Annotated in this window: 16 protein-coding genes; 8 read left to right on the top strand and 8 right to left on the bottom strand. The window is 68.0% G+C overall.

Going from position 1 to position 22,798, the window contains the following annotated elements; all coding sequences use genetic code 11:
* Positions 1–40 precede the first annotated feature (40 nt).
* The 5 genes from ACOZHM_RS06330 to ACOZHM_RS06310 form a co-directional block, all read right to left on the bottom strand.
* Positions 41–1,576 (bottom strand): family 43 glycosylhydrolase, encoded by a 1,536-nt coding sequence (locus ACOZHM_RS06330; protein ID WP_421568613.1) that lies wholly within the window; start codon positions 1,574–1,576, stop codon positions 41–43.
* Positions 1,577–1,706: 130 nt separating this feature from the next.
* The gene (locus ACOZHM_RS06325; RefSeq protein ID WP_421568255.1) at positions 1,707–2,990 is read right to left on the bottom strand and encodes a TRAP transporter large permease; all 1,284 of its coding nucleotides are present in this window, start codon (positions 2,988–2,990) and stop codon (positions 1,707–1,709) included.
* A 3-nt stretch (positions 2,991–2,993) separates the two neighbouring features.
* Positions 2,994–3,527 carry a TRAP transporter small permease gene (locus ACOZHM_RS06320; protein WP_421568254.1) on the bottom strand — a complete coding sequence of 178 codons (534 nt, stop codon included), beginning with the start codon at positions 3,525–3,527 and terminating at the stop codon, positions 2,994–2,996.
* An 11-nt stretch (positions 3,528–3,538) separates the two neighbouring features.
* A complete protein-coding gene (locus ACOZHM_RS06315; RefSeq protein ID WP_421568253.1) occupies positions 3,539–4,543 on the bottom strand; it encodes a TRAP transporter substrate-binding protein in 1,005 nt (334 codons plus the stop codon).
* A gap of 37 nt (positions 4,544–4,580) precedes the next feature.
* Positions 4,581–5,402, bottom strand: coding sequence for a 2-keto-4-pentenoate hydratase (locus ACOZHM_RS06310; protein ID WP_421568252.1), 822 nt, complete (start codon positions 5,400–5,402; stop codon positions 4,581–4,583).
* Positions 5,403–5,572: 170 nt separating this feature from the next.
* On the opposite strand from ACOZHM_RS06310, the gene ACOZHM_RS06305 reads away from it, so the two are divergent.
* From ACOZHM_RS06305 to ACOZHM_RS06285, 5 genes are all read left to right on the top strand, one after another.
* Entirely contained in the window at positions 5,573–6,550 is a 978-nt protein-coding gene (locus ACOZHM_RS06305; protein ID WP_421568612.1) for an alpha/beta hydrolase, read from the top strand.
* Entirely contained in the window at positions 6,547–8,160 is a 1,614-nt protein-coding gene (locus tag ACOZHM_RS06300) for a carboxylesterase/lipase family protein (RefSeq protein ID WP_421568250.1), read from the top strand. Before ACOZHM_RS06305 ends, ACOZHM_RS06300 begins: the two co-directional genes overlap by 4 nt.
* A 208-nt stretch (positions 8,161–8,368) precedes the next feature.
* Positions 8,369–8,959: a cysteine dioxygenase gene (locus tag ACOZHM_RS06295; protein WP_421568249.1), complete on the top strand. Its 591-nt coding sequence runs from the start codon at positions 8,369–8,371 to the stop codon at positions 8,957–8,959.
* Positions 8,960–9,070: 111 nt separating this feature from the next.
* A complete protein-coding gene (locus ACOZHM_RS06290) occupies positions 9,071–9,472 on the top strand; it encodes a hypothetical protein (RefSeq protein WP_421568247.1) in 402 nt (133 codons plus the stop codon).
* Positions 9,473–9,545: 73 nt separating this feature from the next.
* Entirely contained in the window at positions 9,546–10,385 is an 840-nt protein-coding gene (locus ACOZHM_RS06285) for a PhzF family phenazine biosynthesis protein (protein ID WP_421568246.1), read from the top strand.
* Between the two features lie 91 nt (positions 10,386–10,476).
* On the opposite strand, the gene ACOZHM_RS06280 is transcribed toward ACOZHM_RS06285, so the two are convergent.
* Positions 10,477–14,292, bottom strand: a complete 3,816-nt coding sequence (locus ACOZHM_RS06280) for a LamG-like jellyroll fold domain-containing protein (RefSeq protein ID WP_421568244.1) — start codon at positions 14,290–14,292, stop codon at positions 10,477–10,479.
* A 138-nt stretch (positions 14,293–14,430) separates the two neighbouring features.
* Entirely contained in the window at positions 14,431–17,187 is a 2,757-nt protein-coding gene (locus tag ACOZHM_RS06275; protein ID WP_421568243.1) for a TonB-dependent receptor, read from the bottom strand.
* Positions 17,188–17,461: 274 nt separating this feature from the next.
* On the opposite strand from ACOZHM_RS06275, the gene ACOZHM_RS06270 reads away from it, so the two are divergent.
* Positions 17,462–18,478 carry a sugar kinase gene (locus tag ACOZHM_RS06270; RefSeq protein ID WP_421568241.1) on the top strand — a complete coding sequence of 339 codons (1,017 nt, stop codon included), beginning with the start codon at positions 17,462–17,464 and terminating at the stop codon, positions 18,476–18,478.
* Positions 18,465–19,103: a bifunctional 4-hydroxy-2-oxoglutarate aldolase/2-dehydro-3-deoxy-phosphogluconate aldolase gene (eda, locus tag ACOZHM_RS06265; RefSeq protein ID WP_421568240.1), complete on the top strand. Its 639-nt coding sequence runs from the start codon at positions 18,465–18,467 to the stop codon at positions 19,101–19,103. Before ACOZHM_RS06270 ends, eda begins: the two co-directional genes overlap by 14 nt.
* 31 nt (positions 19,104–19,134) lie before the next feature.
* Here eda and ACOZHM_RS06260 read toward each other — a convergent pair whose 3' ends face one another.
* Positions 19,135–21,018: a sigma-54-dependent Fis family transcriptional regulator gene (locus ACOZHM_RS06260; RefSeq protein ID WP_421568238.1), complete on the bottom strand. Its 1,884-nt coding sequence runs from the start codon at positions 21,016–21,018 to the stop codon at positions 19,135–19,137.
* 235 nt (positions 21,019–21,253) lie between these two features.
* Between ACOZHM_RS06260 and adh the strand changes: the two genes are divergently transcribed.
* Positions 21,254–22,783 (top strand): aldehyde dehydrogenase, encoded by a 1,530-nt coding sequence (gene adh, locus ACOZHM_RS06255; RefSeq protein ID WP_421568237.1) that lies wholly within the window; start codon positions 21,254–21,256, stop codon positions 22,781–22,783.
* The last annotated feature ends 15 nt before the right edge of the window (positions 22,784–22,798 follow it).

Below are 22,798 nucleotides of genomic sequence, written 5' to 3'. Positions count from 1 at the left end.
TGTTCAAACCGAAAGGGGTCGAAGGAAGCTGCCGGCGCACTCAATCGAGGGCGCGGTAGCGGAACTGGCGGAAACGGACCTTGCCGTCGCCGGCAGCGTACAGGGCCGGCTTCAGGGCAAGGAACTTCCCGGCCACATTGTGATGGTAGCCGGAGACTTCCATCTGAACCGGGTACTTCTGCCAGGTTTTGCCGTCGGTGCTGGAATGGATGGTGACGATGTGCCGGTTGTTGGTCACCCGCAGCCACAGCTTGCCACCCTTGGCGCTGGGCGCCAGCTGGGTGGGTCGTTCCTCGCCATAGCGGTGCATGATGAACTTCTCGCCGTTGCTGCCCACGCCTACGTACAGCTTGTCGCTGTAGTAGAGCAGGGCGCCGCCGACCGCACCGGGTTCGATGTCCATTTCGACCTCGAACTGGTACGCCTGGTCGCCGGCGATGGCGGTCAGCGGGGAGCTGTCGCGCGGGGTCTGGCCCTTGCCCTGCAGCAGCAGCCCCTCGCCGCTGAAGTCCAGGCGGCGGTACTCGTCCTGGGCCGGATTGAAGAACGACCACTGCGCGCCCAGCGCCGGACCCTTGAAGTCGTCCGACAGCGCCATGCCGTGCGGGCCCACCGACTCACCCGACGGCTTGGCCAGCGGCTGGCCCAGGTCGCCGCCCTTGGCCACGAACCAGCCATCGTCGGTCCATTCGATCGGCTCCAGCAGCGCCTGGCGGCCGAGCGTCCAATAGCCGTTTTCATAGCCGTGGTAAATCATCCACCAGCGCCCGTCGGTGCCTTCCACCACCGTGGCGTGGCCACGCGACCACCACGGCTCGGCCGCGGATTTCGTCCGCGTGATCGGGTTGTTCGGGGCGTTCACCCACGGCCCATGGATCGAACGCGAACGCGCGGTGATCACCATGTGCCCGGTCGGCGGACCGGCGGTGCCGCCCACGGCGGTGGTCATGTAGTACCAGCCGTTGTGGAAATTGATCTTCGGGCCTTCCTGCGCGTAAGCCTCCACGTCCCAGCTTTCCGGGTACTTCCAGCCGTCGTACACGTGCTTGGGCTTGCCGACCACGCTCAGGCCGTCGTCCGCCAGCTGCACGTAGGCGCCGCCACTAAGGAACAGATAGCGCTTGCCGTCTTCGCCCACCGCGTGGCCGGGGTCGATGTAGCCGCCCAGGCCGATGTCGATCGGTTCGCTCCAGGGCCCGCGGATATTGTCGGACCAGACCACGAAGTTGCTGCGGGTCTCACCCGTGCGCGCCGGAAAGTAGATGTAGTAGCGGCCACCATGCTTGACGATGTCCGGCGCCCAGATCGCGCCGACGTTCTTGGTGATCGCATGGCCCAGCGGCTGCCAGTTCACCAGGTCGCGCGAATGCCAGATCGGCAGGCCGGGGTAGGCGTCGAACGAGGACAGGGTGAGGTAGTAATCGTCACCGTCCTTGAGCACCGAAGGATCGGGGCGGTCGCCGGCGAAGACCGGGTTGAGGAAGGTGCCGTTGCCCAGGTCGGCCTGGCGCTGGTTTTCGATGCCGCGCTTCCAGGTCGGGGCGGTGCTGTCGGCCGCCAGGACGTTGCCGCTCATCAGCAGGCAGGCCGTGGCGAGCCCGGCCAGCAGGTTCTTCATACGCATGCATGTCTCCCTTGTTCGGTGCAGGACCCGCCCGTGCAGGGCGGGTCCGCATCAGTGCGGGCGGCGCAGGGCCGCCGCATCATCAGGCGCGCAGCAGCGCCGGCAACCACAGCGACAGCTGCGGGAAGAAGGTCACGATGAACAGCACGGTGAGCGCGGCGAACCAGAACGGCCAGATCGAGCGCATGCTTTCGCCCACGCTGATCTTGCCGATCGCCGTGCCGATGAACAGCACCGAGCCCACCGGCGGCGTGACCAGGCCCAGGCCGCCGGTCAACACCAGCACCAGGCCGAAGTGGATCGGGTCGATCCCGTAGGCCTTGGCCACCGGCAGGAAGATCGGCGTGCAGATCAGGATCATCGGCGCCAGGTCCATGAAGGTGCCCAGCAGCAGCAGCATCACCACGATCATCAGCAGCACCATGAACTTGCTGTGCGCGAACGATTGCAGGAAGTCGACGGCGGCAGCGGGCACCTGCAGGTAGGCCAGCAGCCAGCCGAACACCGCCGCAGTGGCGATCACGAACAGGATCACGCCGGTGCTGCGTGCCGCATGGGTCACCGTGCCCATGAACTCGCGCCAGTTGAGCTGGCGGTACAGCACGGTGGTGACCAGCAGGGCGTACACCACGGCGATGGCCGCGCTCTCCACTGCAGTGAAGATGCCGGCGCGGATGCCGACGAAGATCAGCGCCACCAGGCCCAGGCCGGGCAGGGCGGACACCATGCGCAGCAGCACCGCGCGCCAGCCCGGGAACACTTCCACGCCGTAGCCGCGACGCCGCGCCACCACATAGCCGGTGACCATCAGGGTCACGGTCATCAGCAGCGCCGGCACGATGCCGGCCGCGAACAGGTCGGCGATCGACAGCCCACCGCCGGCCGCGGCCGAGAACAGGATCAGGTTGTGCGACGGCGGTACCAGCAGCGCCACCAGCGCGGCGGTGATGCTGACGTTGACGGCGAAGTCGCGGTCGTAGCCGCGCTTGACCATCTGCGGAATCATCGTGCCGCCGACCGCCGACACGTCGGCGATGGCCGAACCGGACACACCGCCGAAGAACAGCGAGGACAGGATCGAGACCTGGCCCAGGCCGCCGCGCATGCGCCCCACCAGCGACGAGGCCAGCGAGATCAAGCGCTCGGAGATGCCGCCGCGCATCATGATTTCACCGGCGAAGATGAACAGTGGAATGGCGATCAGCGACGCCGAACCGGTGCCGGCGGAGATCTGCTGGACCAGCACCAGGGTGGGCAGGTCGAGATACCACAACGTCGCAAGCGCCGCTGCGGCCAGTGCGTAGGCCACCGGCACGCCAAGCAGGAGAAGAACGGCAAATACAGTGAAGAGAATCGTAATACCCATGACTCAGCGGTCTCCTTCTGCGTCGACGGCAGCCGGTTGCACGGCCTGCACCATCTGGTTCAGCGCGAACAGCGCCATCAACGCACCACCAATGGACAGCGGCAGGTAGTTGATGCTCTGCGGCAGGTTGGCACCGGCGGTCTTGATGTCCAGCCCGTCCAGCAGCAGCACGGCCGCCCACCAGGCGATGACCACACCCAGTACACCCACCACCAGCGCGGCGAACACATCCACCGCACGGCGCAGGGTGGGGTTCATGTGCGCGGCCAGCAGGAAGAAGCCGAAGTGGCGGCGGGTATGCACACCGGTGGCCGCGCCCAGGCTCATCGCGGTGGCCAGCAGCAGCAACGTCACCGGTTCGGTCCAGCTGGGCGAATCGTTGATGACGTAGCGGGCGAACACCTGCCAGCCCTGCACCACCACCAACCCGAGCAGGGCCAGCACGGCGATGTGGATGGTCACGTCAGCGATCCGGTCCAGCGCGCGCTGGGGTGCCGAACGCAGGTCTACGGCGTTTTCAGAAGTCGTGTCGGACATCGCGGCGGGCCTCAGGCGAAGTCGCGGATGCGACGGGTAAGGGCGGCCAGCTCGGGCTGCTGCAGGTACTGCTGCAGCAACGGATCGGCGGCCTTGCGGAAGGCCGGCATGTCGACCTCGTTGAACTGAATGCCGAAATCGGCCACCGCCTGGCGGGCGGTGCTTTCGGATGCGTCCCACTGCTGGCGCATCACGCCCACCGATTCGCGCGCGGTCTGCAGCAGCAGCTGGCGGTCTTCCGGGCTGAGCGATTCGAAGCTCTGGCGCGACATCAGCAGCACGTCCGGCGCGTACGAATGGTCGCTCTGCGACCAGTAGCGCGCGGCCTCGAAGTGGCGGCTGGAATGGAAGCTGCGCATGTTGTTTTCCGCACCGTCGATCATGTGCGTTTCCATGCCCGAGAAGGTGTCGCCCAGCGACATCGGCGTCGGGTTGGCGCCCAGCAGGCGCATCAGCTGGATGAAGATGTCCGACGAGGCCACGCGCAGCTTCAGGCCGTGCAGGTCCTTCGGTTCCACGATGGGGTGCTTGGTGTTGTAGAAGCAGCGTGCACCCGAATCGTAGATGGCCAGGCCGACCAGGTCGCGGCTTTCGAAGCCACGCAGCACCGTGTCCGCCACGCCACCGTCGAGTGCGCGGCGCATGTGCGCCACCGATTCGAACACGTAGGGCAGGCACAGCGCCTGGGTCAGCGGGAAGGCGTTGTTGAGTGCCCCCGAGTACACCCGGGTGATGTCGATGGCGCCGAAACGGGCCATGTCGATCGCTTCGGATTCGCGGCCCAGCTGGCCCGAATGGTACTGGCGCAGCTTCAGCCGGCCGCCGGTTTTTGCTTCGAGCTGCTGGCCGATCCACTTCACCGCGGTCACGGTGGGGTAATCGGCCACATGCACATCGGTCGCGGTCAGCAGGCGCGCGCCATCGGGCGACGCGCTGCCGGTGCGCGAACATGCCGACAGCACGGGCACGCTCAGCGCGCCCAGACTGGTGGCAAGGAAACTTCTGCGAGTGATCATCTGCGCCCTCCCAAGCGTACTCGCCATGGCCGCACGGTTACCCGGCGGCGATGGCCCTGCAGGTAATGTCGCCGTAACCGGCGAAACGGATCAGTGCCTGTTGGCCTACGGCAATGTCATGGATACCGGTGGCATTGCCACTGGCGATCAGGTCGCCGGCCTTCAGCGGGCGCCCGCGCTGGGCCGAACGGGCCAGCGCGAAGGCGTACGCCGTGCGCAGGCCGCCCGGCAGCAGGGTGGCGCCACCGGTGCCGACCACCTCGCCCTCTATGCGGGTTTCAGCGCGCAGGTCGGCATCGTCCAGTCGCGTCCAGTCCGCGATTTCCGGGCCCAGCACCAGGCCGTTGTTGTTGCCGAAGTCCGACACCACCACGCGCGGGCCCAGCTTGTTGATCGTGGCCAAGGGGCTGCTGGCCACTTCCACGCCGATGAACAGCTTGGCGGGCAGCGCTTCGGCCTCTTCGGCGGTCCAGTGCAGCTTGTCCGCCGGGGCATCCTGCTGGAGCTGGATCACGTACTCGGCCTCGACCGCGCCGAAGCCGCCGACGAACACGGGGATGTCCACTGTTCCACCGGTAGCATTCCAGAGCCGCTGCGAGAAAATCGGGCCCAGCAGGCGGTCGTCGCCGGAGGCGTCGCGGCGTTCGGCGGCGATGAAGCCGACCTTCCAGCCCACGACCTGGTCGCCCCACAGCGCGATGGCCTGGTCCTGCACCTGGTAGGCGGTGACCAGGTCATCCGGGATGTTTCCGGGGAAGTCTGGCAGTGACAGCCCCTGCTGGCGGGCCGTGACGAACGCGTGGGCGATGGCGCCCAACCCTTGTTCTGGCAGGTCCTGTTTGCCTTGATCGTTGCTCAAGCGGGTCTCCCGGTGATTTGTTGCACTGCCCATCGACAGCGCTTGGATGAGCTGTATATGGTAAACCGGTGTCATTGGCAATGTGCAGCGCGTCAGAACCCGCACAGGCCCGGCACGCTACCGTTTGCCCACCCCCGAGAGGATTGCCGCGGATGCGCTGTGCTGTGTTGTTGTCCCTGCTGACCAGCTGCCTGTTGGCCGCGGTTGTTCCGCCCCCTGCCCAGGCCGCCGGGCGGCCCGTGCCGCAGAGCGAGCCCGCGCCCGGCGCCGCCGACCGGATCGCGCTGTGGCCCGCCGGCAAGGTGCCCGGCGAAGCCGCGCGGCCCAGCGTGCCCAACGTGGTCGAGCGCAGCGACGATCCGGCGCTGCCGGACCGCTACATCGACAACGTCAGCGCGCCCTATCTGGTCGCCTACCGCCCGGCCCGGCCCAATGGCACGGCCCTGCTGGTCATTCCCGGTGGCGGCTACCAGCGCATCGTGCTCGACAAGGAGGGCACCGCGCTGGTGCCGGCCTTCGTGGAGCAGGGCGGGGTGACCCTGTTCATCCTGCGCTACCGGCTGCCGGCCGGGCGCGAGGATCGCCAGGCCGCGTTGGCCGATGCGCAGCGCGCGCTGCGGGTGATCCGCGCCAATGCCGCGAAGTGGCAGCTGGACCCGAAGCGGATCGGGGTCATGGGCTTCTCGGCCGGTGGCCACGTCGCCGCCCGGCTGAGCACCGGCTTCGACACCGCACTGCCTGGCCGCGGCGATGCGGTGGACGCGCTCAGCGCGCGCCCGGACTTTTCCCTGCTGGTGTACCCGGTGATCGACATGGGCAGGCACGCGCACAGCGGCTCGCGCACGCGGTTGCTCGGCGAGCATCCGACGCCGGCGCTGGAGCAGCAGTATTCGATGCAGGCGCAGGTCAACGCGCAGACCCCGCCCACGTTCCTGGTCCACGCGCAGGACGATACGGTGGTCTCCGTGCACAACAGCCTGCTGTACTACGAGGCCTTGCTGGCCGCCGGCGTGCCCAGCGAGATGCACCTGTTCGCGCACGGCGGGCATGGCTTCGGCGTGCGCCTGCCGGACGATTCCCTCACCGCGCAATGGCCCACGCTGGCGCTGCGCTGGATGCAGGCACAGAGCGCGGGGAGCGCACCATGACCGCCCGCCCCGCCGACCTGCAGCGCCGCCGCTTCCTGCGCGACAGCGCGCGTTACGCCCTGTTGCTGGCCGCCGGTTCGCTGCCGGCAATGGCGGCCGCCTCGACCACCGCCGCGCCGGCCGATTCACTGGTGCGGGTGCGCGGTGGACGCCTGCGCGGCCGATACGAACAGGGCGTGCACCGTTTCCTCGGCGTGGCCTACGGCGCGGATACCGCGCCCCGCCGCTTCCAGCCGGCCCTGCCGGAGGTGCCGTGGCGCGGCGTGCGCGATGCGCTGGCCTACGGTGCCTCCGCACCGCAGGGCGGCAGCGACGGCCCGGGCAGCGAAGACTGCCTGTTCCTCAACGTCTGGACGCCTGCGCTGCGCGATGGCGCGCGCCGACCGATCCTGTTCTACATCCATGGCGGCGCCTACAACAACGGCTCGGGCAGCGACCCGCAGTACGACGGCAGCGCCTTGTGCCGACGCGGCGACGTGGTGGTGGTGACCGTCAATCACCGGCTCAACGTGTTCGGCTATCTGTACCTGGCGCAGTTGGGCGATGCGCGGTTCGCCGATTCGGGCAATGTCGGCCAGCTGGATCTCATCCAGGCCCTGCAATGGGTGCGCGCGCATGCGCATGAGTTCGGCGGCGACGCGGACAACATCACCGTGTTCGGCCAATCTGGCGGTGGCGCGAAGATCGCCACGCTGATGGCGATGCCGGCCGCGCGCGGATTATTCCAGCGCGCGTGGACCATGAGCGGCCAGCAGGTGACCGCCTCCGGGCCGCGCGCGGCCACCCAGCGCGCGCGCATCGCGATGGAGGCTGTTGGCGCAACCGATGTCGCCGCGCTGCTTGCCCTGCCGGCGCCGGCGCTGCTGGCCGCGACACGCGCACGCGATCCATCGCGGGTGGAGAGCACGGGCTTGTACTTCGGGCCGGTACTGGACGGTGGCGCACTGCCGGTGCACCCGTTCTGGCCGGAGGCGCCGGCGCAGTCCGCGCAGATCCCGATGGTGATCGGCAATACCCATGATGAGACGCGTGCGTTCCTGGGCAACGACCCGGACAACTTCACCCTGACCTGGGACACGCTGCCCGCACGGCTGGAGAAGGAACAGTACGTAGACCTGCTGCCGTCTGTGGTGATTGCCGAGTACCGCCGGCTCTACCCGCAGTACACGCCGTCGGACGTGTTCTTCGCCGCCACCACCGCCGGCCGCTCCTGGCGCGGCGCGGTGGAGGAACTGGAGGCGCGTGCCCGCCAGGGCGCACCGACCTGGGCCTACCAGCTGGACTGGGGCTCGCCGCTGGACGGCGGCAGGTTCGGCGCCTTCCACACGCTGGATATTCCGCTGGTGTTCGACACCACGCATGCGAAGGGCTCGCGCACCGGCGATGGCGCGGATGCGACGCACATGGCGGCGCTGATGAGCGAGGCCTTGATCGCCTTCGCCCGCCATGGCGACCCCAACCACGGCGGGCTGCCGCGCTGGGAGCCCTACACCGTGGCCAGGCGCCAGACCCTGCTGTTCGACACGACGCCGGCCCAGGCCGACGACCCGCGTGGCGGCGAGCGGCGGCTGTACCGGCAAGCCCCGTTCGTGCAGCGCGGAACGCTGTAGCGACACGCCATGCGTGTCCCACGGACGGCCGGCCGCGTTCTGGACACGCATGGCGTGCCGCGACGATAGCCAGGGAACACACATGTCCGCAGTGATAGGCAGAATCAACCAAAGTACGTAATTTGATCGCTAATTCGGCCATCGCGAAGCCATTTGTAGTGATTGAGATCAAACATCTCGTTCACCGCAATGGCCTAGACTGCGGGGCATGCAAGACCAATTCGATCCATTCCCGCCGTTCCATGGCCGCGATCGACTGATTGCCGCCGTTGATCACGCCGTCCAGCATGACGATCCCCAACAGATCGCCAGCACCCTGCGCGGTGCGTTGCGCGAGGCGATTGCCGACAGCCGCATCCAGTTGCCGGCCTGTGTGCACCGCCCGATCAGCGACCATTACGCCCGCCGCGAGCTGTACCGCAGCCCGGCCCATGGCTACAGCATCGTGGCGATGAGCTGGGCACCGGGGCAGGGCACGCCGCTGCACGACCACAGCGGTCTGTGGTGCGTGGAGGGCGTCTGGCTGGGCCAGCTGGAAATCACCCAGTACCGGTTGCTGGAACGCCACGGCGAACGCTTCCGCTTCCAGGCCGAGCCCCCGGTCATCGGCGACTGTGGCAGTGCCGGCAGCCTGATCCCGCCGCACGAGTACCACACCATCCGCAACACCAGCGACGACGCGCTGGCCATCTCCGTGCACGTCTACCAGGGCGAGATGACCCGCAGCGCGGTCTTCGAGCCCGACGGCGGCGACTGGTACGCGCGGCGGGTGAAGGAAATGGAGACAGACGCGGCGTAACGGTGACGCGCAGGTCAAATCTAGGAGTTTGTTCAATGCCATGTGGCGGCGCGCACAGATAGGCTGCGGCCTTGTGCATCAGCGCGTTGAGTCGCCCCCCACATGCGGATCGTGAACACTGGTAGCGAGGACAGTTCCTGCGTTGAGCTCGATCCCGGGGCGGAAGGCCGTGCCCGCCTGTCATCGGCGGCTCGCCCCGCAGGCCATTCGCGGCGTTGGCGCGTCATCGAGTCGCGCGAGGAGGACATCGCCTACTTCGTGGTCAAGGACGAGGCCGGCCGCGTTCAAGTGACCATCGGCAATGCGGGCGGCGTGTTCTGGGCGCTGCCTGCCGCCGGTGCGCTGGCCAAGGTCTCGCTGCCGTCCTGGCGCCTGCGCATTCCCCCCGATGCCCTGCCGACCGAGGTCTACGGCAGCGCGGATTTCTCCCTGGTGCTGTTCGACCACGGCGGCGATGCGGTGTGGTCTGTCGAATTCGTCAGCGCCGCTGCCGGGCCACACGCGGACGCGTAAGGTGATGCTCGACCGCTGTCGCAGCGCGCGCGATCATGGGAGTGCATGCGGCACGCCCCGCAGGAGATCCCCCGTGTCCACCCATCCCTACCAGCAGGTCAACGTCTTCAGCACCGACCCGCTGCTCGGCAACCCGCTGGCGGTGGTACTCGACGCGATCGGGCTGGATGAGGCGCGCATGGCCGCGTTTGCGCGCTGGACCAACCTGAGTGAAACCACCTTCGTGCTGCCGCCCACCGACCCGCGGGCGGACTACCGGGTCCACATCTTCACCACCATCGGCGAGCTGCCGTTTGCCGGGCACCCGACACTGGGCAGTTGCCATGCATGGTTGGCCAATGGTGGCGAGCCGCAGGGCGAGGAGGTGGTGCAGCAATGCGGCATCGGCCTGGTGCGGATCCGGCGCAGCGCGACCGGGCTGGCGTTCCTTGCGCCGCCACTGCTGCGCGATGAGGCACCGGACCCGGCTTTGCTCACGCGCGTAACGCGCGGATTGGGTCTGCGCGCCTCCGCCGTGGTCGGTGCGCGCTGGGTGGACAACGGCGCCGGGTGGCTGGCACTGCGGCTGCGCAACCGCGCTGCGGTGCTGGCGGTGGAGCCGGACTACGCGGCGCTGGACGGGTTGGCGGTGGGCATATTCGGGCCGTGGCGGCGGCGCGATGGCAAAGGCGCGCAGTTCGAGTCGCGTGCGTTCATCGCCGGCGATGCCGCGCCGGAAGACCCCGCCACCGGCAGCCTCGCCGCCGGCATCGCACGGTGGCTGCTGGAGGACGACACCGTGCCCGACCGGTATGTGATCAGCCAGGGCACCGCGTTGGGGCGTGAGGGGCGGCTGCAAGTGGAGCGGATCGGCGATGCGCTGTGGATCGGTGGGGCGTGCGTCACCTGCATCGAGGGCACGGTGACGTTGTAGGGGGCGGCCGGGCAGAGCCCGGCGCTACGAACAGGTACGCTGACGTTGTAGCGGGCCGCCGGGTAGACGCGCAGCCGGGCATGGCCCGGCTCTACAAGTGCACGGTGTTGTTCAGCTGGGTCGTTTCGGCGCCACCGTCGGCCAGCATCACCCGCACGCGCAACCCACTGCGGTTGCCTGCCGGCAGCGGCAGGCCCACGGTGGTGGTCTTCGGCACCAGGTCGGTGGGCGCGTCCAGCGCCGGAATCTCGATGCGGGCCAGCTCGCGCCCGTTCGCATCTTCCAGCAGCGCCACGCCCACCGGCGTGCCCACGTGGCCCAGGCTGTGCACGGTCACGTGCACCTGGCGCCCGTCCACGCGGATGTCGCCACGGCCGATGCCCAGGTCCGGGCGCTGCTCCACCGGCGTGCCCGCCTTGAGCAGCTCGAACTCGACCACCTGCGCCTGGCCCGGCGCGAAGCGCAGCGGGACGGACGCGCTGCGTTCGAGCTGCACCTCGGCGGTGGTAGCCTTGCCGTCGATACGATCATCGCCGTCGCGGTCCACGCCGCTGGTCATCCGCCATTGCCCGGCCGTGACGTTCCACGTGCTCATCTGCGCGTCCACCGCGCGCGTGCCCAGGTTGTAGGCGATCACCTTGAAACGCTCGGGCGACGGTGCGTGCACCAGCAACGCGACCTGCTCGGCCGCATCGGGCTGCACGAAGCGCCAGCTCACCGTGTGCCCCGGCCAGCTCTGGTTGCGCTTGAGGGCGATGCCGCCCAGCCGCGCACGCTGCAGGAACTCGCTGGGGGCTTCCACCCGGTCGGACCACCAATGGCCCTCGGTGTTCATGTACTCGCGCTGCGCCTTGGCCTGGATGCCGTCGGCATGCAGTGCCTCGAGGTACTTCTTGTCGCCGGTGGCCTGCCACGCCATCAGGCTGGAGAAGCCGGTGTTGCCGGCATCGGCGTCGGCGATCAGCGCCGGATTCCACGCCGCCGCCTTGCCCAGTACCTCCACGTAGTTCTCGCCCAGGTTCGACAGTGCGCCGGGGCCGCCGCGCACCACGCGGTAGTCCAGCGCCTTGAGGTACTTGTCGTCGCCCGTCCAGCGCCATGCCGCCCAGAAGGTGTGCATGACATCGCCGCCGCCGGAGCCGTTGTTGAGCTCGCCGCCGCGCACCTTGCCGGTGGCCCAGTTGATCTCGTTCGGCAGCGTCCACCGGCCCTTGTCGTCGGCGTAGGCATGGGCCAGGTAGCTGTCGGCCAGGCCGGTGACCAGCTTGCGCCCGGTCGGGTCGGCGTTGTACTGGCCCATCAGGAACGCCGGGTGCAGCGCCGGGAAGGAGTACGGCTTCTGCCATTGCCAGTTCGGCTCGCGGTACACCTTGTTGCCGCCGAACCAGTTGCTGGAGAACAGCAGGTGACCCTGCGGGTTGGGCAGGATGATGCGTTCGTCGAACGCCTTCACCGTCTCCATCAAGCGTTCGACGGTCAGCGGGTCGCCCCAGTTGAGGTAGAGCATCGCGCTGTTGGCGTTGATGCCCTCCTCATAGGAATGCAGCTCATCGGTTTCGATGGTGCTCAGCCCGTTGGAGAACATCCCGTTGCGGTACACCGCATCGGACAGCGCGGTCAGGGAGCGGTTGAGCCGGTCCGGTTCCACGCCCATCAGCGCCAGCCCAGGCCACTGCTGGGTGAGGTCGGTGTCGTCGGAAATGCCGCCGCCGAAGTCACCGTAGGCGATCTGCCGGTTGTCGATCCACCAGTCCGCGAAGCGGCGCACGTACTTGAGGTCTTCGGTCTGGCGGAACGCCCACAGCGGCACGCCCTTCGGCGGCGTGGGTTGGGTGAACGGCGGTTTGCCCTGGCTGTTGTAGCTGATGTAGTTCCAGTACAGCCGCCCCAGCTCATGGTCCGGGTCGACCCGCAGCAGGTCGCTCAGGTCGGCATAGACGCGCGCGTACAGGCGCTGGCGCTTGGAGGTGGTGTGTTCTTCCACCAGGAAGCCCCAGTTGTCGCGGACCTGGTTGAAGCGGTCGGCCACATGCTCCTGCTTCGCTTCGGCACGGTCCTTGTAGACCATGCGGATCTCCGCGCCATCGAGCGAACCGGCGTTGAAGCCCGGCGCGCCCGAAGCAATGCTGATCCACAGGCTGTCGGCGGTGAGGATGCGGTCGCGCAGGTCCAGCCACAGCGTGCGCTTCTCGTTCGGCTTCACCGACACCGACACATCGATCATGTCGCGCGCCGGCCAGATCGGGTCCTTGATGCGGATGTTGAGCGGGATCAGCCCATCGCGCGCCGCCGGCAGGTTCAGCGCAGGCAGGTCGATGGCCACGCCGTCCAGGCCGTCGTACATGTTTTCCCAGCTGTGCGCCCAGCTGCGGATCAGCGGCTGCGCGGCCGGGGCGTCGCCGACGCCGGACGGTATCAACACGTGCACGATCGGCAGCGGGCTGGCCGGCAATGTATCCGCGCCGCGCCGGCGCGAGCCGGCGCCCTTGGGCAGCGCCATCACCGTGCTGCGCTCGGCCGCCGGGTAGCGGCCGTCGATGTACTCGCGCAGCGCGGTGATATTGAGGTAGTCGGGCAGGGCCTGGCTGTCGATCAGGTAACGCTGCTTCACCGTGCCGGCCGGCTCGGCGGCATCGCTGACCTGGTAGGCCCAGATCTCCTGGATCGGCGTTTCCTGCGCGACATTGCGGAAGTGCAGCACGCCGCCGGTCTGCGCCGCGATGTCGTCCACGCTGCGCACCACGCCCTGCGGGCGCTGCAGCAGCGTCGTTGCCGCAGTGCCGGTGCTGCCGGTGTGGGTGAGCGAGCCGAACGCGGCGCCGCGCACTTCAATGCGGTTGACGGTCTCGCCGTCGGGCAGGGTCAGGTCGAGCTGCTGGCCGCCTTCCACGTAGGTGTTCCAGTCGGGCAGCTGGAAGTAGTCGTTGCGCCCGGGCAGGCGCGAGCGGTTGTAGACGCCGGGCCAGGTGGTCTCGGCGATGCCGTCGGTCGCCTTCCACATCCACTGCTTGTGGTCCTTGGTGTCGGCGAACTCGATCTTGCGGATGGTGGTGGTCGGGCTGGCCAGCGCGGGCGGCGCGGCGCTGTCCCAGCCGAAGCGGTGGTTCCAGGCGCGCAGTGCGCCGGTATCGGCGACGGCGGTGGTGGGTGCCTTGTTGGCGGCCAGCGCGGCCATGCCGGCGGGGTCCAGCAGCTGGTCGTACACCCGGATCTCGTCGACATCGCTGCCGCGCAGGAAGTTGTAGCGGCTCTGCACCTGGTAGGGAGCCATCACCCGGCCAGCGAGGCCGAGCTGGTCCAGGGCGGCATCGTAGTCGGCGGTGGTCTCCTGGCGGGCGACCTCCTTGCCGTCCACGTACAGGCGCACGCCATGGTTTTCGTCCCAGCCGAAGGCGATGTGCTGCCACTGCTGGGGCGAGGGATTCTGGTCCAGCTTGAATGACACGCGGGTACGCGCCAGGTTGGCATCGGTGACGAACGCATCGAAGCCGTGTCCGTTCCAGTCGATGCGCAACCAGGCCATGTCCCAGCTGCTGTGGTCGGCATAGCCGACCCGGAAGATCACGAAGGGCGCTTCACCCACTGCATAGCGGGGGCGCCAGTAGAAGCCGAGCGTGCCACGCTGGGCCTGGATGTTGCCGGGTGCATTCCAGGAAAGCACGCCATCGTCTTCCCATTGAATCGCGGCGCCGTGCGCACCGTCGGGCACGCGTTTGACCTTGTCCTGGAAGTTCGGAATCGCATCGCCGTGGGCGGTGTCGGCCGTAAAACCTTTGTCGGCCGATACGTGGAACAGCAGCTGCGGTGCGCCCTGCGCCCAGGCCCCGGTGCTGCTCCCCAGCAGCAACAACAGCAGGCTGGCGGAAAGACGGGTGCGACGGGGCGAACGGACAACGTGCAGCGGCATGGCAGGTTCCTTTCGACAGCTTATCGGCACGGCAGTGACCTGCACGCAACGCACGCTAGCAAAGCGGCGGTTCCCCAACATCTTGCGACGCAACAGCGGCGGCGCGATCACTCGCGCCACCGCCTTCAGTGCGTTGGATCAGAACTTGTAGCGAACGCCCAGCATGTACTGCCGGCCGGTTTCGGTGTACTGCAGCGGCAGGCGACCGGTGGCCGGCGAGTACACCCACTCGTCGCTGGCCTCGTTGGTCAGGTTCATGCCTTCCAGGCTCAGCTCCAGCTTGTCGCTGATCGCGTAGCGGATCGAGGCATCGATGAAGGTGGTGCCGGTCATGCCATGGGTACCGTCCACGTTGAAGCCGGCTTCGGTACCCGGCACCTGGGTCAGGTAGTCATCGCGGTTGGTGGCCGAGACGCGGCCGGAGAACACCTTGCCTTCGTAGAACAGCGTGGCATTCCAGGACGACTTGGACAGACCGGTCAAGTCGGCCTTCATCACCGGCTGGCCGCTGGAGTTGATGTACTGGATCTGCGATTCCACCCAGGTGTAGTTCAACTGCACGCCCAGGTTGGACCACTTGCCCGGCAGGAAGGTGAAGGGCTGGATGTAGTTCGCTTCCACGCCGTGCAGCTCGCCGCCGGGGGTGTTGACCGGCTTGGTGTAGGTGAAGTCATCGGCCGGCGACGCGCCGGTACCGATCAGCAGCTCGGCCGGCAAACCGCTGGCGCTGTACGGCGCCACTTCGCGGGTGGTCTGCACGAAGCTTTCGATGTCCTTGTAGAACAGGCCGATACCCGCCATGGCGCCTTCGGAGAAGTACCACTCGAAGCCCAGGTCCACGTTGGTGGCGCGGATCGGATCCAGGTTCGGGTTGCCGCTGGAGATGGTGCGCGCACCGCCGGCCACGGCCACGGTGGCACCCGGGGTCAGGCTGCCCAGGCCCGGACGGCTCATCACCTTCGCCGCGCCCAGGCGGATCAGGAAGTCCGGGCTGATTTCCGCCACCAGGTTGAACGAGGGCAGGGTGTCGTCGTAACTACGGTCCACCGTGGTGGAGACCGTGCCGGTAGCCAGCGTGGAAAGACCGGTGGAGCTCTGTTTGGTCTTGACGTAGCGCACGCCGAAGTTGCCCGAGAACGGGATGCTGCCCAGGTCGGTGGAGAACTCGCCCATCAGGTAGCCGCCGCGGTCTTCTTCTTCCACGCTGCGCACGTTGTTGGCGCGCGGGGCGACGGCGAAGATGCCGGAGTTGCTGTAGATGTCGAACTGGTTGGCAATGGCGTTCAGATCCGGCACCACCCACTGGTCCGGGCTGCCGGTGATGCCCTTCAGCCCAGCCTGCTGGGTCATGTCCACCGGCACGATCTTGGTGCCGTTGGGGAAGTTGGGCACGGCCAGTTCGCTGGCGCGGCGCAGTTCCACGGTGCTGAAGGTGTAGTTCTTGGCCAGGATGCCGCCCTTGAGGCGGAAGCCGGGGCTGATGTTCCAGTTGAAGTCGACCTGCCCGGTGTCGAAGTCGTTGTCCACGTACTGCGGGCGCAGGCGGATTTCCGCCAGTTCCCAGCCGGCCGGGTTGGTCGGGTCGATGCCGTAGTTCAGCGTCGGGAAGCGGCTGTTGCCCCGGTAATCGTAGCTGTAACCATCCACATCGTACTTGTCCATGATGATGGTGGTCTGGATCGGGTTCTCGTGCTTGGAGCGCGAGATGCCGACCTTGCCGGACAAGGTGAAGTCATCGCCGAAGCGGTGCTGGCCGTTCAATGCGATCTGCTTGAACTCGGTGCTCCACTCGTCGTGGCGGTTCTCGGTGCGGATGTCGACGTTGTCGAACTCACCGTAGACCAGCGCGTTGTTCTCGATCACGCCGTCCTTGACGATCATGTTCGGCTTGCCGACCAGGCGCGGGGTGCTGCTGGTGCCGCGGCTGAAGGAGATGGCCTCGATGTAGTGCTCGTCGCGCTTGGCGTCGATCTTGGAATACAGCGCGTCCAGCGAGACTTCGGTGGCGTCGCTGGGCTTCCACTGCAGGGTGCCGGTCACGCCCAGGCGCTTCTGCTCGTGTTCCATCTGCACATAGCGCGGGAAGCGCGGGTGGTAGACGTTGGCCGAACGCGCCGCCGTAAACGGCGAAGACGCGCTGAAGTTGCCGTTGCTCGGGCCGTTGGCCCAGCGGCCGGTGTTGGAGCCTTCTTCCAGCGCCTGGCGCTCGGAATAGGCCACCGACAACAGGCCGCCGAAGGTGCCGTCGGCCCAGGTGTTGGAGATCAGCGCGGCGATGCGCGGGTCGGCCTTCTGCGCCATGGCGTTGTAGCTGGCCTGGCCGCTGGTGGCGAAGGTGAAGCCGTCGTAGTCGAACGGGCGCGCGGTGCGCAGGTCGACAGTGGCGCCCAGCGAGCCTTCCTCGACGTCGGCCGAGGCGGTCTTGCGCACGATCAGCTGCGAGAACAGGTCCGAGGCGAACACGTTGAAGTCGAAGCCGCGGCCGCGGTTGGTGCCACCGCTCTGGTCGCCGGCGCCGACGGTGGTCAGCGCTTCCATGCCGTTGATGCGCACGCGGGTGAAATCCGGGCCCAGGCCGCGCACCGAGATGTTGCGGCCTTCGCCGGCTTCACGGGTGATGACCACGCCAGGCACGCGCTGCAGCGACTCGGCTAGGTTCAGATCCGGGAACTTGCCGATATCCTCGGCCACGATGGCGTCGACCACTCCCGATTCGCTGCGCTTGATGTCCAGCGCCTTCTCGACGCTGGCGCGGTAGCCGGTGACGGTGACGGTGTCCAGGTCAGTGGCCGCCGGGGCCGGATCCTGCGCCAGGGTGGTACCGCTCAGCGCCAGGCCGATGGACAGGGCGAGCAAGGTAACCGGTGTCTTTTTCTGGATGTTTCGATATTGCATGTTTTCCCTCTCCCAAGGTGCTACATGAAACAGCTATCCGGCGACATGTCAGTGCAATGACACCGCTGGTCAGGGCGGACGTTAACAGTCCGTTGGGCAACGAGCATCTTGCACCGCAGCAGACTTTCGATGTCCCGTAGATGCTTGCGGGACATAGGTTCCGACCCGGGCGACGGGTGGACGAAGGCCGTCGCACCGCTAGAATGACACCGCTAGCCATTACTGTCCGGGCGTTGACTCGCGGGTCATGCCCACCACGAAGGGATCCATCGCCATGAGTCGTGTTGTCTGTTTCGGGGAGTTGTTGCTGCGCATGAGTGCGCCGGGCCGTGAGCTGCTGCTGCAGACGGCGCAGCTGGCGGTGCACGCCGGCGGCGCCGAGGCGAATGTAGGCGTATCGCTGGCCCACTTCGGCCACGCCGTGAACATGGTCAGCACGCTGCCGGCCAACCCGCTGGGCCAGTACGTGGCCGGCGAACTGCGCCGGCACGGCGTGGACACCACCCACGTGCAGACCCGCGCCGGACGCATGGGCCTGTACTTCCTCACCACCGGCGCGGTGCAGCGCGCCAGTGAAGTGGTCTATGACCGCGTGGATTCGGCCTTTGCGCTGGGCAACGCCGCCGACTACGACTGGGACACCCTGCTGCACGGCGCCGACTGGCTGCACCTGTCCGGCGTAAGCCCGGCCCTGAACCCGGCCATGGCCGAGGCCACCTTGGTGGCGGCGCGCGCGGCGGGCGCGCGCGGCGTGAAGGTCTCGTTCGACGGCAACTTCCGGCCGTCGCTGTGGGCACGCTGGGAAGGCGACGCGCCAGGCATCCTGCGTGAGCTGTTCGCCTGCGCCACCGTGGCCTTTGCCGACTACCGCGACATCGGCGTGGTGCTCGGCGGTCAGTTCCCGCAGGCGCAGCTGGCCGACCGCGTGGATGCCGCCGCCGCGCAGGCGTTCGCCGCATTCCCGCGCCTGCAGTGGATGGCGTGCACGCAGCGTACCGCGCACAGCGTGGACCACCACGCGCTGGGCGCGATGCTGCTCGGCCGCGATGGCACCCGCGCGCTCGCGCCAACGCGCGAGATGGTCGGCATCGTCGACCGTATCGGCGGTGGCGACGCGTTCGCCGCCGGGATCCTGCATGGCATGATGCAGGGCTTCGAACCGGACGCGATCGTGCGTTTCGGCCTGGCCGCGGCCAGCCTGAAGCATTCCATCCCCGGTGATTTCAACCCCGTCAGCGAAGCTGACGTACTGGCCCTGACGGGCGAGGAGCGATTCGATGTCCGGCGCTGATCCGCGCGTACGCGCAGTCCTGAAACTGGCCCCGGTGATTCCGGTGTACACCCCCGAGAGCGTGGACGAGGCGGTGCATGTCGCCCAGGCCCTGTTCAACGGCGGGCTGCCGGTGATCGAAGTGACGCTGCGCACGCCGATCGCGATGGACGCCATCCAGGCCATGGTCGAGGCCGTGCCCGATGCCGTGGTGGGCGCAGGTACCGTGCTGACCGCCGCACAGATGGAGCGGGTCAAGGCCGTGGGCGGCCGCTTCGCGGTCTCGCCCGGCGCCACGCAGCGCCTGTACGCGGCCGCACGCGATACCGACCTGCCGTTCCTGCCGGGCGTGGCGACCTCGTCCGAGCTGATGCTGGGCCTGGAACACGGCCTGGACACGTTCAAGTTCTTCCCGGCGGTGCAGGCCGGTGGCACGGCGATGCTGTCGGCGTGGAATGGCCCGTTCGGCGATGTGCGGTTCTGCCCGACCGGCGGGATCAGCGCGCAGACCGCGCGCGATTTCCTGCACCTGCCCAATGTGCTGTGCGTGGGCGGCTCGTGGTTGACCACGCGGGCGTTGCTGCAGGCACGGGATTGGGCGGGGATCGAAGAGCTGGCGCGCGCCTCGGCCGCGTTGGTCGGTTGAGGTGCGGTAACGACCGTTGGTTGTTACGCGTTCACCCGAGCCGGCGGTACAGCGTGCTGCGGCTGATGCCCAGCGCGCGCGCGGCGCGGGTGACGTTGCCGTCGGCAGCCGCCAGCGCGTCGCGCATGGCGGCCTGGGTGATGGCGTCCAGTGCACCGGTCGCGGGCGTGCTCGTGGCCACCTGCGCCGCGACAGGCGCCACGCGCACGTAAGCCGGCAACGCGTCCGGCGCAATCATGCTGCCGGGATCGCTCAGCGCCACCAGCGTGCGCAGGCATGATGCCAGCTGGCGCAGGTTGCCCGGCCACGCATAGGCGGCCAGCGCGTCCACGGTGGCCTGCTGCAGCTGGCGTCCCTGACCCAGCCGTTCCCACAGGCCACGCACCAGCGGCACACGGTCGCCCTGCGCACGCAGCGCCGGCAACCGCACCGCGTGGTCGGCGATGCGGTAATAGAGATCGCTGCGGAACGCGCCCTCGGCCATGGCCTGTTCCAGGTCGCGATGGGTGGCGCAGATCAATGCGAAATCCAGCTGCACCGTCTTGCCGCCGCCCAGCGGCGACAGCGTGCGCTCCTGCAGCACCCGCAGCAGGCGCGGCTGCAGGGCCAAGGGCATGTCGCCGATCTCGTCCAGGAACAGCACGCCCCCCTGCGCCTGACGCAACAACCCGGTGCTGCCGCTGCGGCGCGCCCCGGTGAACGCGCCTTCCTCGTAGCCGAACAGCTCGGCTTCAATCAGGCCTTCGGGCAATGCCGCACAGTTCACCGCCACGAACGGGCGGTCTGCACGCGCACTGCGGCGGTGCAGTTCGCGCGCGAACACTTCCTTGCCGCTGCCGGTTTCGCCCAGCACCAGCACCGGCAGCTGCGCGTCCAACACCCGCCTCGCGCGCTCAAGCGATTCCAGCTGCGCGCTGTCGAACAAGGGCGACGCATCCGCCTGCAGCGGCGCGCGCAGCGCCGGTGGCGACGCCGTGGCCGGGCGCGGTGCGGGCGAGGGCACAGGGCGGCGAGCCGCAGGCGCGCTCGTCGCGGTCAGCGCACCGTGCAACGCACGGCCCTGGCGGTCGATCAGCGCGCCATCGTCATGCAGGCGCGACAGCGGCGCATCGAACAGGGCCGCGTACGGTGCGTGGCCGATGTCGCGGTGGTCCAACCCGAACAGCGCCAGCCCCGCGCGGTTGGCCGCCACCAGCCGGCCATTGCGGAAGCCCAGGATGCCTTCGCGTGCGGTGCCCAGCAGGGTGCGGTCGTGGTGCAGCCGCACCAGTTCGCAGTCGGCCAGGCCCTGGTCGAAGTAGCGGTGCTCGATGTGTGCCACGGCCTGGCGTGCCAGCACCCGCGCGTGCAGGTGCTGCTGGCGCGCGTCGCCGGAAATATCCAGCACGCCCACGCGTTGCCCGTACGGGTCGAAGATCGGCGTGGCCGAACAGGTCAGGATGCCGTGCGGCGCGAAGTAGTGCTCGCCGCCGCGCACTTCCACCGAACGCCCTTCCACGATCGCCGTGCCGATCGCATTGGTGCCCACCGTGGTTTCGTCCCAGCGCACCCCGGGCATGAGTGCCACCCGCCCGGCCTTGTCCAGGAAGGCCGGGCTGCCTTCGGCGTCCAGGATCCAGCCGTCCTCGTCGGTGAGCAGCACGATGCTGCCGGTGGCGGCGATGTCGCCGGCCAGGCCATCCAGCTCCGGCCGGGCCAGCCGCCACAGGCGCTGCTGGCGCTCGCGCAGCTCCCGAAGGCGTGCGTCCGGCAGCGGCTCCACCTCGGGCTGCGCATCCACCAGCAGGCCGCCGCGCAGGCAGCGCTGCCACGACTGCAGGATGGTGTCGGGCACGATGCCGACCGGCGCCGCGCCGCGCTCGAAGAACGAACGCCGCGCATTGCCAACGCGGTGCTGAAGCGGGAGCTGGGACACCTGGAATCTCCAGTGTCGCAATCTGCGACAGTTGTAGCGGGCCTGTCCTGATAAACACCACAGCGGGCGTTACCGCGCAATGACCGCGCGTGCTGCGTCGCCGCAATCTGGACGGCACAACCGGGCAACCGCGCGCTGCGACACCGTGTCGCAGCGCAGCAGGGAAAAGCTGGCATCGTCCTTGCGCCATGGCAGTACCCCCGCAAGGGCCACCTGCCAGTTGGAGATGCACCCGATGAACGCCTTACCGTCGCCCCCGTCGTTCGCCACCGATCCGCAGTCCGTGTTCAAACCGCGCTACGGCAACTACATCGGCGGGGAGTGGGTCGCCCCGCGCAGCGGCCAGTACTTCGACAACACCACCCCGGTCACCGGCAAGGTCTTCACCGAGGTGGCGCGCTCCAACGCCGAGGACATCGAAGCGGCGCTGGACGCCGCCCATGCGGCCACGCGCGGCTGGGCCGAGACTTCCACCACCGAGCGCGCCAACGTGCTCAACCGCATCGCCGACCGTATCGAAGAACACCTGGAGCTGCTCGCGCACGCCGAAACCTGGGACAACGGCAAGCCGATCCGCGAAACGCTCAACGCCGACATCCCGCTGATGGCCGACCACTTCCGTTACTTCGCCGGCGCGGTGCGCGCGCAGGAAGGCAGCCTGTCGGAGATCGACAAGGACACCATCGCCTACCACTTCCACGAACCGCTCGGCGTGGTGGGGCAGATCATTCCGTGGAACTTCCCGATGCTGATGGCCGCGTGGAAGCTCGCCCCGGCGCTGGCCGCCGGCAACTGCGTGGTGCTCAAGCCGGCCGAGCAGACCCCGGCCTCCATCCTGGTGCTGATGGAGGTCATCGGCGACCTGCTGCCCAAGGGTGTGCTCAACGTGGTCAATGGCTTTGGCCTGGAAGCGGGCAAACCGCTGGCCAGCAACCCGCGCATCGCCAAGATCGCCTTCACCGGCGAAACCACCACCGGCCGGCTGATCATGCAGTACGCCAGCCAGAACCTGATTCCGGTCACGCTGGAGCTGGGCGGAAAATCGCCCAACATCTTCTTCGCCGATGTGATGGCCGAAGACGATGACTTCCTCGACAAGGCCATCGAAGGCTTCGTGCTGTTCGCGTTCAACCAGGGCGAGGTGTGTACCTGTCCCTCGCGTGCGCTGATCCAGGAATCGATCTACGACAGATTCATGGAACGCGCGCTCAAGCGCGTGGCCGCGATCAAGCAGGGCGATCCGCTCGATCCCACCACCATGGTCGGCGCACAGGCCTCGTCCGAGCAGCTGGAGAAGATCCTCTCCTACTTCGACATCGGCCGCCAGGAAGGTGCCGAAGTGCTGATCGGCGGCGAGCAGAACAAACTGGGCGGCGACCTTGCCGGCGGTTACTACGTCAAACCGACGGTGTTCAAGGGCCACAACCGCATGCGCGTGTTCCAGGAAGAGATCTTCGGGCCGGTGGTGTCGGTGACCACGTTCAAGACCGAGGAAGAGGCGCTGGAGATCGCCAACGACACGCTGTACGGCCTCGGCGCCGGCGTGTGGAGCCGCGACGCCTCGCGCCTGTACCGCATGGGCCGCGGCATCCAGGCCGGGCGGGTGTGGACCAACTGCTACCACGCCTATCCCGCGCATGCGGCGTTCGGCGGCTACAAGCAGTCCGGCATCGGCCGCGAGAACCACAAGATGATGCTCGACCACTACCAGCAGACCAAGAACCTGCTGGTCAGCTACTCGCCGAAGAAGCTCGGCTTCTTCTGATACCCGTTTGATCAC

It is taken from the genome of Stenotrophomonas sp. PD6, assembly GCF_049199305.1.
Lineage (GTDB): Bacteria > Pseudomonadota > Gammaproteobacteria > Xanthomonadales > Xanthomonadaceae > Stenotrophomonas.
The sequence above is the reverse complement of the archived record's forward strand: the minus strand, read 5'-3'. Positions and strand labels throughout refer to the sequence as shown.